This window comes from Pseudomonas sp. A0308 (genome assembly GCF_044218815.1).
GTDB lineage: Bacteria > Pseudomonadota > Gammaproteobacteria > Pseudomonadales > Pseudomonadaceae > Aquipseudomonas > Aquipseudomonas iridis.
The window spans coordinates 1,101,468-1,113,524 of the sequence record NZ_CP162581.1 but is presented as its reverse complement, the minus strand read 5'-3'; the positions used below and the strand labels follow the sequence as shown (position 1 = coordinate 1,113,524).

Annotated in this window: 20 protein-coding genes and 1 tRNA gene; 7 read left to right on the top strand and 14 right to left on the bottom strand. The window is 57.1% G+C overall.

Annotated features, from left to right (window positions below; genetic code table 11):
* The first annotated feature begins 2 nt into the window (after window positions 1-2).
* The 3 genes from ihfA (at window position 3) to AB4P92_RS05340 (ending at window position 808) form a co-directional block, all read left to right on the top strand.
* Window positions 3-305, top strand: a complete 303-nt coding sequence (ihfA, locus tag AB4P92_RS05350; protein ID WP_002553164.1) for an integration host factor subunit alpha — start codon at window positions 3-5, stop codon at window positions 303-305.
* Window positions 286-642 carry a MerR family transcriptional regulator gene (locus AB4P92_RS05345; protein ID WP_003179985.1) on the top strand — a complete coding sequence of 119 codons (357 nt, stop codon included), beginning with the start codon at window positions 286-288 and terminating at the stop codon, window positions 640-642. Before ihfA ends, AB4P92_RS05345 begins: the two co-directional genes overlap by 20 nt.
* A gap of 89 nt (window positions 643-731) precedes the next feature.
* Window positions 732-808: transfer RNA gene (locus AB4P92_RS05340), tRNA-Pro, on the top strand.
* A 69-nt stretch (window positions 809-877) separates the two neighbouring features.
* Here AB4P92_RS05340 and AB4P92_RS05335 read toward each other — a convergent pair.
* The 5 genes from AB4P92_RS05335 to AB4P92_RS05315 all read right to left on the bottom strand — a co-directional run bounded on the left by AB4P92_RS05335 (window position 878) and on the right by AB4P92_RS05315 (window position 3,509).
* Window positions 878-2,059 (bottom strand): tyrosine-type recombinase/integrase, encoded by a 1,182-nt coding sequence (locus AB4P92_RS05335; protein WP_395599655.1) that lies wholly within the window; start codon window positions 2,057-2,059, stop codon window positions 878-880.
* Window positions 1,945-2,346: a hypothetical protein gene (locus tag AB4P92_RS05330; RefSeq protein ID WP_395599057.1), complete on the bottom strand. Its 402-nt coding sequence runs from the start codon at window positions 2,344-2,346 to the stop codon at window positions 1,945-1,947. Before AB4P92_RS05330 ends, AB4P92_RS05335 begins: the two co-directional genes overlap by 115 nt.
* Before the next feature lie 43 nt (window positions 2,347-2,389).
* Window positions 2,390-2,626, bottom strand: a complete 237-nt coding sequence (locus tag AB4P92_RS05325; protein ID WP_395599056.1) for a hypothetical protein — start codon at window positions 2,624-2,626, stop codon at window positions 2,390-2,392.
* Between the two features lie 58 nt (window positions 2,627-2,684).
* Window positions 2,685-3,119 carry a hypothetical protein gene (locus tag AB4P92_RS05320; RefSeq protein WP_395599055.1) on the bottom strand — a complete coding sequence of 145 codons (435 nt, stop codon included), beginning with the start codon at window positions 3,117-3,119 and terminating at the stop codon, window positions 2,685-2,687.
* A 78-nt stretch (window positions 3,120-3,197) separates the two neighbouring features.
* Entirely contained in the window at window positions 3,198-3,509 is a 312-nt protein-coding gene (locus AB4P92_RS05315) for a hypothetical protein (RefSeq protein WP_395598566.1), read from the bottom strand.
* Window positions 3,510-3,676: 167 nt separating this feature from the next.
* Here AB4P92_RS05315 and AB4P92_RS05310 point away from each other — a divergent pair, with 167 nt between their 5' ends.
* Window positions 3,677-3,973 carry a hypothetical protein gene (locus AB4P92_RS05310; protein WP_395598567.1) on the top strand — a complete coding sequence of 99 codons (297 nt, stop codon included), beginning with the start codon at window positions 3,677-3,679 and terminating at the stop codon, window positions 3,971-3,973.
* Window positions 3,974-4,063: 90 nt separating this feature from the next.
* On the opposite strand, the gene AB4P92_RS05305 is transcribed toward AB4P92_RS05310, so the two are convergent.
* The 3 genes from AB4P92_RS05305 to AB4P92_RS05295 are packed head-to-tail and all read right to left on the bottom strand — an operon-like array spanning window position 4,064 to window position 5,843.
* Window positions 4,064-4,633: a hypothetical protein gene (locus tag AB4P92_RS05305; protein ID WP_395598568.1), complete on the bottom strand. Its 570-nt coding sequence runs from the start codon at window positions 4,631-4,633 to the stop codon at window positions 4,064-4,066.
* A gap of 14 nt (window positions 4,634-4,647) precedes the next feature.
* Window positions 4,648-5,205: a hypothetical protein gene (locus AB4P92_RS05300; RefSeq protein ID WP_395599054.1), complete on the bottom strand. Its 558-nt coding sequence runs from the start codon at window positions 5,203-5,205 to the stop codon at window positions 4,648-4,650.
* A complete protein-coding gene (locus AB4P92_RS05295; protein ID WP_395599053.1) occupies window positions 5,202-5,843 on the bottom strand; it encodes a hypothetical protein in 642 nt (213 codons plus the stop codon). The genes AB4P92_RS05300 and AB4P92_RS05295 overlap by 4 nt, the downstream gene beginning before the upstream one ends.
* A gap of 70 nt (window positions 5,844-5,913) precedes the next feature.
* Here AB4P92_RS05295 and AB4P92_RS05290 point away from each other — a divergent pair, with 70 nt between their 5' ends.
* Window positions 5,914-6,147: a hypothetical protein gene (locus AB4P92_RS05290; RefSeq protein WP_395599052.1), complete on the top strand. Its 234-nt coding sequence runs from the start codon at window positions 5,914-5,916 to the stop codon at window positions 6,145-6,147.
* Between the two features lie 61 nt (window positions 6,148-6,208).
* Window positions 6,209-6,886: a hypothetical protein gene (locus AB4P92_RS05285; protein ID WP_395599051.1), complete on the top strand. Its 678-nt coding sequence runs from the start codon at window positions 6,209-6,211 to the stop codon at window positions 6,884-6,886.
* Here the strand turns inward: AB4P92_RS05285 and AB4P92_RS05280 are convergent.
* Window positions 6,875-7,651: a hypothetical protein gene (locus AB4P92_RS05280; protein WP_395599050.1), complete on the bottom strand. Its 777-nt coding sequence runs from the start codon at window positions 7,649-7,651 to the stop codon at window positions 6,875-6,877. The two genes, AB4P92_RS05285 and AB4P92_RS05280, sit on opposite strands and share 12 nt — an antisense overlap.
* An 83-nt stretch (window positions 7,652-7,734) precedes the next feature.
* On the opposite strand from AB4P92_RS05280, the gene AB4P92_RS05275 reads away from it, so the two are divergent.
* Window positions 7,735-8,226: a hypothetical protein gene (locus tag AB4P92_RS05275; RefSeq protein ID WP_395599049.1), complete on the top strand. Its 492-nt coding sequence runs from the start codon at window positions 7,735-7,737 to the stop codon at window positions 8,224-8,226.
* On the opposite strand, the gene AB4P92_RS05270 is transcribed toward AB4P92_RS05275, so the two are convergent.
* The 5 genes from AB4P92_RS05270 to bet form a co-directional block, all read right to left on the bottom strand.
* Window positions 8,213-8,608 carry a hypothetical protein gene (locus tag AB4P92_RS05270; protein WP_395599048.1) on the bottom strand — a complete coding sequence of 132 codons (396 nt, stop codon included), beginning with the start codon at window positions 8,606-8,608 and terminating at the stop codon, window positions 8,213-8,215. The genes AB4P92_RS05275 and AB4P92_RS05270 overlap by 14 nt on opposite strands.
* Window positions 8,609-8,683: 75 nt before the next feature.
* Window positions 8,684-9,148, bottom strand: a complete 465-nt coding sequence (locus AB4P92_RS05265; protein ID WP_395598574.1) for a hypothetical protein — start codon at window positions 9,146-9,148, stop codon at window positions 8,684-8,686.
* Window positions 9,145-9,387 (bottom strand): hypothetical protein, encoded by a 243-nt coding sequence (locus tag AB4P92_RS05260; RefSeq protein WP_395598575.1) that lies wholly within the window; start codon window positions 9,385-9,387, stop codon window positions 9,145-9,147. The genes AB4P92_RS05265 and AB4P92_RS05260 overlap by 4 nt, the downstream gene beginning before the upstream one ends.
* Window positions 9,384-11,006 (bottom strand): YqaJ viral recombinase family protein, encoded by a 1,623-nt coding sequence (locus tag AB4P92_RS05255; protein WP_395599047.1) that lies wholly within the window; start codon window positions 11,004-11,006, stop codon window positions 9,384-9,386. The genes AB4P92_RS05260 and AB4P92_RS05255 overlap by 4 nt, the downstream gene beginning before the upstream one ends.
* Window positions 11,003-11,809, bottom strand: a complete 807-nt coding sequence (gene bet / locus AB4P92_RS05250; RefSeq protein WP_395598577.1) for a phage recombination protein Bet — start codon at window positions 11,807-11,809, stop codon at window positions 11,003-11,005. The genes AB4P92_RS05255 and bet overlap by 4 nt, the downstream gene beginning before the upstream one ends.
* Window positions 11,810-12,057: the final 248 nt, after the last annotated feature.

Genomic DNA, 12,057 nt, shown 5'->3' with positions numbered 1-12,057 from the left:
GTATGGGGGCTTTGACGAAAGCTGAGATGGCGGAACGTCTATATGAAGAGCTGGGCCTGAACAAGCGGGAAGCCAAGGAATTGGTGGAACTGTTTTTCGAGGAAATCAGGCACGCTCTTGAAGACAACGAGCAGGTCAAATTGTCCGGTTTCGGCAATTTCGACCTTCGGGACAAACGCCAGCGGCCTGGCCGCAACCCGAAAACGGGGGAAGAAATCCCGATCACGGCTCGCCGTGTGGTCACCTTTCGTCCAGGGCAGAAGTTGAAGGCCCGAGTTGAGGCTTATGCTGGAACCAAGTCATAACGACGAACTACCCGTCATCCCGGGCAAACGCTACTTCACCATCGGTGAAGTCAGCGAGCTGTGTGCCGTAAAGCCACACGTGCTGCGCTACTGGGAGCAGGAGTTTCCTCAGCTCAACCCCGTCAAACGCCGCGGAAACCGCCGGTATTATCAGCGACAAGACGTGCTGATGATCCGGCAGATCCGCGCGCTCCTTTACGATCAGGGGTTCACCATTGGCGGCGCACGCTTGCGTCTGTCCGGCGATGAAGCCAAAGATGACACCACCCAATACAAGCAAATGATCCGCCAGATGATCGCCGAACTCGAAGATGTGCTGGTGGTACTCAAGAAATAAAAAGCTGCGTTTGAATACTTCCAGTTTTCAAATGCTTGCGATATATTCCTGAGCGTTCTTCGAGGTGAAGAACGAGATGCAGAACCAGTCGGGGCGTAGCGCAGTCCGGTAGCGCACTAGCATGGGGTGCTAGGGGTCGAGTGTTCGAATCACTCCGTCCCGACCATATTTTTCAATGACTTAGGCCAATGTTCGCGCATTGGCCTTTTTCATGCGTAGGGACTTTTGCGGGGGTTCATGCAGTTTTCCTCCTCAGGATGGTCAATGCCGGTCCGCGAGAATCGGTAGCTGACACTTTGTTCGCCTCTGTAATCAGCTGCTCTAGCTCTGCTGTAGAATAGTGGCTCGTAACGCTACCATTCTTGTGCCCCAAGAGCGCCTTCCGATCTTCCAGTGTCACGCCCGCCGCACGAAGCCTTCTGCCAAAGGTGTGCTTAAGGTCGTGAACTCTGATCGATCTGAATCCGGGGTGAGCCGGTGATTTGTGTTCCGCTTCCCATTTCGCCGCCGCTCTCACCCTGGCCTTCTTCCACGCTGTGTCATTCATCCGGTGCATCGCGGTTGGTCCGCGCTCGTCCGTCTGCCCGTACGGGAAGACGTAGGTCGGATGCAGACCGCGCTGTCCGTCGATGACCGACATCGCCACCTTGTTCAGCACCACCAGCCTCTCGTCACCATTCTTCACGCCGGACTTTTCATTCCTCCCGCCGAAGTCAGCGGGAATCAGGAACACACTCGCTTCCAGCTCCGGAACTCGAATCTCCCAATCCCATTGCAGCTTGCAAACTTCCTGTTCCCGCGAACCTGTATTCACCTTGTAAAGCGACATCCTCAATAGGTGATCGGGGATCTCAGAGAACAGCGTCGACTGCTCTGCCCACGACATTGGGTAGGGCTTTCTGCTCGACTTCCTTTCCTCCAGCATCGAGATCATCGGCACGCTATCCAGCCACGGCCGCTTCTCTGCATCTCGCCACTTCCTGTGGCACAGGTTCAAGATCCGAACGACACGCTGCAAGGCGATGTTTACCGTCCGGTTCGATACGCCTGGCTTCACCTTCCCGCTATTTGTCGTTGTAGGTTGCTGCCGGTCTCGCTTAAATGCAGCCAAGGTCCCGTCGTCTATATGAGTGATCGGCAGATCACCGATATACGGGTCCAGCTGTTCAATGTGCGATGCGGACAAGCTGATAGATGCCTGATCCTTGAATTCCACCAAGAACCGAGTCGCTGCCTCGCGCCAGGTGCGAACCTGGCGCACTCCGTAGACTTTCTCCTGCCTGAGCTTTTCCAGGCGGTGGATCAAGTACTGCTCGGCTTCTTCCCTCTCGCTTGATCCAGTGCTTTCTTGAAGTCGCTGACCTCGGACGACTTTGTCGATGTGCCAAATCCCGTTCCTCTCGTAGAGGCCGGAGATTGTTTTTCGCGCCATTTATTGACTCCTTGGCGCCCACTGCGGGGCTGATTGTTGTCCTGATTGGCCGCTTTTTCAATTGCCATGGACTCGACATAGGCGTCTGCCCACTGGTCCAGCTCGATCCGGTCGAAGCCGACGCCCTGTTTCCCGATCGGGAATTCCCGAACGTTGGGCCGGACCGTCTTGTTGAATTCGTCCCGGCACATGCCGAGATAGCCGTATGCCTCGCCGGCGCGAATGAAGCGCGGGAGGATGGGCGCGACCTGGGCCGCGCTTCGATTTGACATAGCTGTCTCCATGCCGCGCGTGGCGGCAGAAGGTGGTGATGGGTTATTCGTTTTCGTCAGGAACGCCTTTGTTGGGCGCCAATTTGTCCGGGTGAACGCGAATAGCGTCGTAATCGATTTGGAGCCAGCCGCTGCAGCGGCATTTAAACTGCTCGCCTTGTACGTCTTCGAGGTCATCACCTTCGATGCCAATGATCTCTTGGCAGTGCGGGCAGCGGCAGATCAGGGATCGGTCCGAATCGCGCGCGACTTGGCGTACGTCGTAGATGTAGTCGCTCATCGCCGTGGCCCCGAGTAGATGAGCCAGGCCATGTAGGCGAGGGCATAGACTGGGATGATCATTGGCCGAACTCCTTGAGCAGCTGGCGCGCACCCATGACCGCCCCTTTGTCGCCGGAGGTACGGCTAATGTCTTGGAGCCACCCCAGCATCCGGGTGTTTTGTGCTTTCAGGTCGATGACCATGCCAAGCAACTCATCGCCGTCGGCGTCCATGTCGGACTTGAGCGCTTCGCCAATCGCGCCAAGGTCGCAAACGGCCGCCAGAAGCATGCGCTTGTGCGATGCGAGGTCTTGCATCAGCGCTAGGGCGACCGGGTCCAGGGCGGCGTCGCAAGCCGGAATCTCTCGGGTGGCGCGCGCCGCCTGCCATGACAGCCAACAGTGCTGAATCGTGGTGCTGTGGTACTCGCCATCAGCAAACTTGCTCATGCGCTGGTTGGGATATTCACTCAGCACCCACGCCTCAAACTCTTCACGCATCTGTTCGTTCATGAGTACACCGCTGCAACAGAGAGGTAGAGAGCGCCCCAGAGGCAGGCGCTCATGGCTGCGGCTTTTAGCATCATGGCGTCACTCCGTACCCATCAGGTAGGTGGGCTCAGTTGCTTCAGCCAGCCAATCGCGTAGACAGCCGCATTCGGCGTGCGGCGGGTCTTCATCGGTCCACTGCCGATCAAGCATGGTTTCGCTGGTCAGCTCGACATCCCAATCTGCGTATTCGGCAGGGTCATCACCGTTCATTTCTGCCAGGAGGCGGCGGGCTTCCTCTTCGCTGGTAGCAGCAACCCAATCGTTATCGCCGACGCTGAAGCAGCGCAGATCTGGACGCGCAGGTTGAGAGCCATCCAGTTCGAACATAGGGTTTTGGTTTTCAGGGGTCATGACTTCGTCCTTTGCCGCTATAGCGGCGAAAAGTTGTACATCAAATTTGAATTCGTACAGCTGTTCAAACCAGTTGTCCGATTCCTTTTCGGCACAGTTGAACTTCGTTCGAATGGGTCTAATTTTGGGAGTTTGTTTACATTCACAAGAAGCGGGCGGGAGAACTTATGAGGCTTCGAGGCGATGTATTTTGGAAGTGGGCAGATCCTGCGCTGCACAGCAGAACTCACGATGAAATCCTCCGTGATGGGACTTACATTGACGTGCAAGTCAGGCTTTCGCGCGCCGGAACCACTGAGATGTTCATCGGGATTTACGCTGCCGATGGCATGGCGCTGTATGAAGAGGCTGACGATTCTCACCCTCGAGAATCAATGACAAGAGTTATGGCTTGGGGCGTAGGTCGGGCTCGGAAGCTGGCGACTGACGTAGGGGCGAGTACTCTTCGATCGTGTAGCGGCTGACTTTGAGTTAATGAAAAGTGAGGGGGAGGGGCTGGAATCAGGATTTTCTGGGGGCAGTGAAGATTTTTCGTGTGGAGTACAGATGTTCTCCTACTGGATCTGATGTTCGCGCTCGAGCATTTCATCCAGCTCCGGGTACTCTGGTCGGGCCGGTGGGTAAGCCAGAGCTGTCATAGCCTGGTCAATGGCGGCGCGAAGGTTCTCGCTGTAGTCCTCACCGATCACACGCTCAGTCGGCTTATCCATCCAGTGGCCGACTATCTCGATGTTGATGCTGCTGTCGCCGGCATCACCGTTGGGGCTGCTGTCGAAGCGAACATCCCAGCAGTTCGATTCGAGTGCATCGAGTCGGGTCTTGTCTTGCGACAGCTCATCAATCCGCTGATCCGCTGCGTTCAGGCGCTGCTGCAGGGCCTCGATCTTTTCCCGGCCCGCCGCTTCACGCGCCAGGAAGATTGAGTAAGCCTCCTGCGAAACGCGAACAGATCGTTCATCGATCCCGAAGTCGACGCTGTCGGCTGGAATCGGCGGCGCGGGAGCAGCGGCCATGGCCTCGAACCACATCTGCAAGACCCCATTTCCTTTCTTCCGCTCGGTCGTCATCGCATCAAGAATCGATTGCGTAGGTTCAACCGGCACCAGTTTCCATTGACTGCTCATGCAGCGCGCTCCCGTCAGTTATCCGAATTGGTGTAGGTGCGCCAAGGCACCTTCACGCCGTTTACGAGGAATCCCCAGTCACCGCGCCACTTGCTGGTGATGAAGAGGGTGACGACGCCTTCGTGGAAAACCTTGTCGATCCGGTGGTATTCGCCGTGCAGCAGTTGCGCGGTGTCACCCGGTTGGCGGTCGATGTATTCGGTGGCTTGGGCGCTGGCCGGGACATTTAGTCCGAGCAGCGCCGGGTCGTCGTGATTGAGCAGGCGCTGCTCCGTGTAACAACCGCGCAGGATGATCGTCCGGGCGTTCCAAGGGTGATCGTGCAGATCCCGATCTTCATCCGGACGCATGATGTGGTGAATGCGGAACGACCACGGGCACCACCATAGCGCCGGCTTATGCGTCTCCCTGCTGTACGGGTTGAACAGCCACCAGCGGCCCATGTACATCTCGGTGCCGTCGGCGGACATGATGTGCTGGTACGGGGTGAGCTTGGCGCGGGCAATGAGCCAGTCGGCAATGGCCGGGCGGGCCAAGAGCTTGGCGATGATTCGCCAGAAGAGATTGATCATGCTGCCTCCTGCTTTTGTTCCTGGCGTAGCGCATGCTGCACCGCTTCAACAACGCGGCGCAGGTACGTGAACTTGTGGTTTTCTTCAACAGCCTTGCCGTCGAGCGGGTAGTGCCATTCCTCACCGAACAGCTCGGTCAACAATCTGCTCTGGTGCCAGCATTCGTTCGGGCTCTCGATACTGCGCAATGAGTCGATGTCGTGCCAAAGCTCGCGCGCCTCATCCTTGCTCAGCTCGCCCAGCTCCCAGTCATGACGCCCGGTCTGTTGCCGGCGGCGCTGGACGATGCACTTCTGGGCCAGGGCGTGCAGCGCGTCTCCGCTGAACACGGCGGGGCTGATCCCGCGATCCAGGCAATTCAGCACATAGTCCCAACCGCAGTTCGTGACGAACTCGGCGACGGTGCGCGGGCCCATACCACCCCAGTACGCATTCCAACTGTTGTCCCAGCAGTTGATGGTGATCTTGCCCTGGGCTGTCTGGTAGTTCGGATCGGATTCGGTCGGGCAGTCGCGCCGGCCGAAGTCCTCGAGGAAGACGGTGATCGGGTCCAGCCGCGACGCGCCGGTGATGACCAGCTTTGTGACTGTCGAGCGTTCGACCATGAGCGGTGCGGCGATTTTGTTTTCTGTAGGCATGGGGAGTCCTTGCCGGGCCATGCCCGGGGTGTGGTGCTACGATGGCCCCTTCCTATAAATGGGCTGGACCATGACCAAGCACGATATTTACGATGAGATCGAAGGCTTTCAGGTTTGGAACTACATGGAATGCGACAAGGACGATGAGGGCCGGGAGACCTGGCGTATCAACGTCGAGATAAAGCGTGGTGGTGAAGTGGTGGTGCCGGTTGTTGCGGGTGACCGAACCTATGTCGACCGTGGCCTGGCGCAAGTTGCTGGGCGTGAGGTCGGGTCAACGCTGATTGCTGGCGCAGCCCTGTAGGTTTTCTGTGGGCATAGGGATATCTCGCGGGTATAGTTCGGCGAAAATAGATGAGTTATTTATGAAAATCGACAGAGTCGTTTTTGGCGGTTGCTTTGGTCTATTTGTTGCCGGTGGAATTTTCTTCCAGATTTTTGATAAGGCACTAGATAGCCAATTTCTTACATTAATGCTGAGCTTTTTTTCAGCTGTTGGAACTGTGGGCGCTGTTGCCGTTGCAATGTTGATTTCTCACAAAACAGAAAATCGGATGATTAAATCTGATGTTGTAATAGCGGAATTGGAGGCCGCCCGGGTCTCTCCGCTTCTCCAATCTCTTGTTAGAGAACTAGACTCGATTCAGGCCACGTTTTTATTTAAGGAAAATCATGACGTCAAAGTGGACTTGCTAGAGAAATTAGTTTTTCTTGGTCGGCTAGCAAGCAGCATCGCGCATGAGAGTCTTGTGCGAATGGCATGTCTGGAACAGAACTGTGCTCATCGAATAGCGAGAGCTCTGAGCTGTATTGAAAGTATCGATGTTTTGGTGGATAGAATAAATTCAGTTGGATGGGAGAACGTTCCGATGATGCAGAAGGTGTTCTGGCATGGGCAGATTGCCACATCTATCGACGAGGCTAGAGATTTGCTGATAGTCGCCAGCCGAATTTGCCATAAGGCTTCTAATAGAGGTGCTCCAATGCCAACTGGCGAGGAAAAGTATGGTAATGGTGAGGAGGTCGATAGTTTAGACGAATGACTGATTTAGTTCCGATTCTGCAATCTCACAAAAGAAAGAGCAGGCTGGAAGTTTTTCGTTGCGACGTACAGGGCCATCGCCAAGGTCGCGCAACGAAAACCGCTCGTTCGTTTTGCGGTTACGGTGCAGGTAGCTGCCTGGGCCAAGCTCGTCTTGAACCTTGCAAAGCTCTTCGAACTGCTCAGGGAAGTCCTCGCGAATCGCCCGGTAATAGCCCTCGCCACCCTTTACGCAGCCGATGCAGTTAGCGTTGTCATATCCCTTAAGGTACATATAGGGTAGCTCTATCCCGGCGCGCAGGATCATCGCCTTGCAATCATCCTTACCGAGACCCGCATCAATCAGCGGGGCAATAACAGGACGATCAGGGTTTCGATCCCGGAAGTCATCCAGGCGGTCAACCTCTTCGGCGGTGTAGCCGAACACCATGATGTCGCCCGGTTGTTTCCATGCATCTAGCAGACGGCGTTTCAGTAACTTGGTGCAGGGAGCACCGGTGCGGCCCTTCATGAAACGCTCGCGCCGGAAAACTTGAATGATGTCTGCGCCGTACTTTTCGTCGCGCAGCTGCACGACTTCCTGACCGAACCACTTCTGGCAGTCCAGCAAGAACCGCCGGTTGTCTTCATGCTCGTTTGCCAGAAACGCATTGATGATCTGCACGTCGTGCGTCGCGCCGTATTGCGCCAGCGCCAGCCTGGTAGCCACCGCCGAGGCGGCGCCGCAACTGAACTGGCAAACGATTCTTGGTAGTTGTGCGGACATAGGGGATCCTCGCCGGCTGGCGTGATTCTTAGAAGTGGGGTATTTGTGTTCGGCCCGGCATGGAGCCGGTCAGGGAGAAGCCTTTGAAAAAATTGCTGTTACTTATAGCTGCCGTGACTCTGGCAAATTCGGCGGCGGCGGAAATCCTCGATCCCGTGCCTGCAAAAGTTTGTTCATTGCTTTCTGACGCCGGACTCAAAGGGCGAAAATGGGTCGACGACTACGGCGATGGCTCCGCTGGATGCGCGAGTGATTACAAGAACATCGGAACAAGCAATGATCTGGCGAACAACCTAGCCTATTACGTCACCGGGGTTAGCCAGTATGTGATGGAAGTGAAGTTGGTCCTGAACTACAACCAGCCTCGCCAACCCAGTAAAGCAACCGCAGCGCTTATCGCCGCCTCAAAAAAACTGTCGGAGCGAGCACTGGGTGCAGGCCTGCCTGATTCCGTTGTGACACTGATCAAGCGCGGCGAGCATGGGTCTGCGAAGGTAGGGAGCGGCGTAGTAGAAGTAGTGCGGGAGGATTGGCCGACCGGAAAAGGTTACGAAGTGCACGTCATGATGCGCTGACCCAAGGATCAATTATCTGATCCTCAGGTTCACCTGGATCTTCGGAAATCCGTTTCAAGCCAGCAGCCCGAATGAGTCGAGACACCTTTTCAGTAACAACAAAAGGTGTCGTGACACAGCAAAGCATCTTGGCCTGGGTATCGAAGTCGCCGGCGATTAGGTTCATCAGCAGCAGCTGGTAAACCTCCTGCTGGTTGTTGATGCCGTGGGCCTTCATGACCCGCTTGAGGTCGGGCTTGAACACTCCGGCCACCTCAACCGTAAACTTCTCGACGCCCAATGCAGCGTCCTTGGCTGCTGCCTTCTCGCGCTTCCTGCGCTGCTTGATGGCTTCCGCTGTCGGCTGCGGCTCTTCCATCGGGAGCTGCTGTTCTTCGGCCATGGCCTACCTCTTCTATTCCGCTGGCCGGCAAGTCCAGCCAGGTTTGTCGTTTGCGTTGTTGGGTGCGAAAACGTCTCACGCTGCGACCTTCACCTGATGCCAGGCGCCGGCGGCGTAGAACAGCTTCGCAGCTTGGGCTTCGTCCATCGATATCTCGTCGGGAATGGCGATCCAGCCTGATGCGACCAGATGGGTAGGGTTCGCGCTGTTGCGCAGCTCCAGGTAGTAATGCTCAATCGCATCGGTGAGGTGCTCGACCTTGTAGATGCCCTCGGGCGAGATCTCCACCGACTTGATGTACTCGGCGCCGCGCTCGTCTCGACACATGGCGGCGATGTAGATCGTCCAGCGATACGAGAAATCGAAGATCGCATTGGCGATCGCCAGACTGCGGATCTGCCGGCAGCTCTTCCAGTTCGCCATGATCTGGCTGCCGCTGGGGTCGATGTTCACGACCGCGACGTGGTTGGTACGCAGCAGCGCCCGGCAGCTGCGTTCAGCCCGGGCGAAACCGTTGTTGGGTTTGCGTTTCGACTTCATATCGAGTCCGCCATTTTGCGCAGAGCCCTGCGGTCAGCGGCCGATATCGGCTTCGGGCGCCGCTTGAGGACCGTTTCAGGGTCTATTTTCTTCGAGCGGGGCGGCTTTGGCTTCATTCGGGCGGTTGGCAGCTCCTGATAGTTGCTGCCGGGGCGCACCCAGAAGTCCGCCATCGCAGCGGCGATCCGATCCGACTCAGTCTGTTTTGCCCGAACTGCGTTGAGGTTGAGACTGATCATGCTGCCACCTTTATCAGCCTCACGCCGGCCATGCTGAATTTGTTGCCCTGATCGGCGACCAGCGCGTCGAGGTTTTCCCAGTTCACGGTCAGCACCGAGATTGGCGCTTGGCCGTAAGCAACCGCTTTGATCAGCTCTTCCAGATCAAACACTTCGGCCTGCAGGTTCAGCGGCGCCGCGGTTGAAGTCGATGGTTTCGAGGCTGACTGAACCGGCGCCGCAGCTTTCACTGGTGCCGGGCTGGCAATTGGAACCTGTTCGACCGGCGCCTTGGCTTTCGCCTCGTCTTCGATTCGCTTCAGCTCCTCCTGACGGATCTGCTCGCGCTGGGCTTCGGCTTTTTGCTCCTCAGCCTTCTGGTGCTCAGAGATGCGCACCTTGATCAGCGCGACCAGGTCATCGTTGGCCTTGAGGACGAGTTGTTGAATATCGTTGAACAAGAATGCATGGTCAGGCGCGAGCTCGGCCAAGCTGGTCAAATTCAAGCGAATGGCATCTGCTGACTGGCTCGCGGCGATTTTTGCTCGAGCCAGCTCGGTATCGACGGCATCCTGCAGACTGGCAATGGTGCGTTTGTTCTTCATCGCGCCGGCGAAGTCGGAAGCAACCGCTGGCAGCGTCACCCGGCCCAGTGTTTTATTGATGGCCGCGACGTGATCCGCTAACGCCTGCTCAGCCTTCTGCTTGATGCTGGTCTTCACCAGCAGCTCTTGAGCCTTAACGAGCTTGTCGACTTTCAAACGCGTCTCGCGAGCATGTGCGCTGATTCGATCAAGAGACGAGAAAAGCTCGTCAATGCTTTGGGTTTGGGAGAGCGCTTGTTTCTTCGCTACCGCAACCGCTTCTTCGACATCACCGCACCACTTGACCGCCTTCTTGGCGTCGGCAAAGTCTTGGTCGGTCTGCAGGGTGGTTTTCACAGAGTCGATGACAGCGAGAGCCGAATCCTCGAACACCTTGAGGTTGCTCGCGGTAACCATACCGGTGAGTTCGATGCGTAGCGCTGGCAGCTCGTCCGGGGCCTTGCCGACGATAATCGACGGAGCCTCTGCCATTTCGAAGTTGGCCAGGTCGGCCTCGAACTGTTTCCAGCCTTCGACCAGCTGCGCGGCGCGGCCGGCGACAGGTCGGTATTCCATGTGCACGAAGTTTTCGGCAGTGCCGTCGGAGCAAACGAAAATCACGCGCTCGGCGCCGCTCACCAGCAGTTGCTGCTCAAGCTGCCAGTAGTAATGCGGATCCAGCTCGCCGGCCTTCACCTGGGCGACCAATGATTCGTTCCAAAGCTTGTGCTCGAAGAGGGTCTCGCCCAGCATCGTCGCGCCGTCCATGGAGGCGAGCAGATTGCCTTCGGTACCTACGACTGGATAAAGCTCCTCGCCGATCATCACTTCAACCAGTGGCCGGGCAAGCGCTTCAGTTGCATGGCCTCTGTCGAAGATGTACTGCTGCGCCTGATTGACCTCCGGCGCAATTCCGGTTTTCTTCATGGTCAGCAGGTCGGTGCGGGTCTGGTACTTCGAAGCGCCCATCATTGCGGGCGCCTCTGAGGCGGTGAAGTGCTGAGCGCGCAATGCGTGCCACTCGGCGGAGCCTTGAGCTACGTTGTGAATTTTCATGCTGCGTCTCCGTCGATGGCTTTGAGGTTCTGGATTTTTTCGATCTGGGCCGGGCTCAGCATGTATTTGCTGCTGATGGTCGCGATCAGGTGTTCTGGGCTGGTTCGGTTGGCATCAACCAGTGGCTGCCATTTGGCGATGTTCTCTTTCAGGAGATCATCGGAGTAGGGCGGAAGAGCCTCGGGCTCAGGTTCTTGCTGCCGCTGCGGACTCACGTCGCGCGGCGCCTCTTCGAATGTTTTGCCTTCCATCTCGTCGGCCGTTGGCGCTGATCCGACCTCAGGGAAAGCCTTGCGCAGTGCCTGAGCCTCAGCGCACTTGGCGAGCTGGGCGAAGGCGCGGCGCTTCCACATGGTGTTTGGGGCAATCGTGTCCTTGCCGGCCGTTGCGTAGTTCTCAAGCCAGCGCTCGTTCGCGGTGAACTCGGCAACGAGGCCGTTCGACATTTGGCGTTTGACGGTCACCCGGCACCACTCTGGATAGGTGACGTCCACGCCGCCCAGCTTTGCGGTAATTGGCGGTCCGTATTCAGGATCGCTGATACCTGCGTACTGCCCAGTGCGCGCGGCCTGGATGCGATAAAGACCAATGCCGGGCATTACCGTGTCCTGCATCTTTTTCGCTTTGGTGTTCCAGATCGGCACGATGTGCACAGGCTTCAGCATTGGGTCCAGATGCGCGGCCTGGCAGTAAGCCAACACCATCACCACCGAGTTCTTTTCTGCGCCTGGGTAGAGGCTGTTGCTCAGCACCTCAACAAGTGCCGCCTCAGACATCGCAGGCAATTGGTCTTCCTGCTTCATTACTGCGCTCACGGGAGTTCCTTGCCGCGCCCAGCGCAGCGATTGAATGCTTGGTTTATTGAGTGATGCGGTCGGCGAGTGCGCTGAGCAGCATCAGGAAGGTGTAAATCGAGAGGACTCGAAACGAACCGCGCCGAATCAGCACGCGGCGTGCCCGCTGAAGACTGGTCATCGGAACACGTTGTAGGTGGTGGATCTCGGCACCTGGCACGTACCCTGGCCATCGCGAACGACGCCATAGGCTCCTG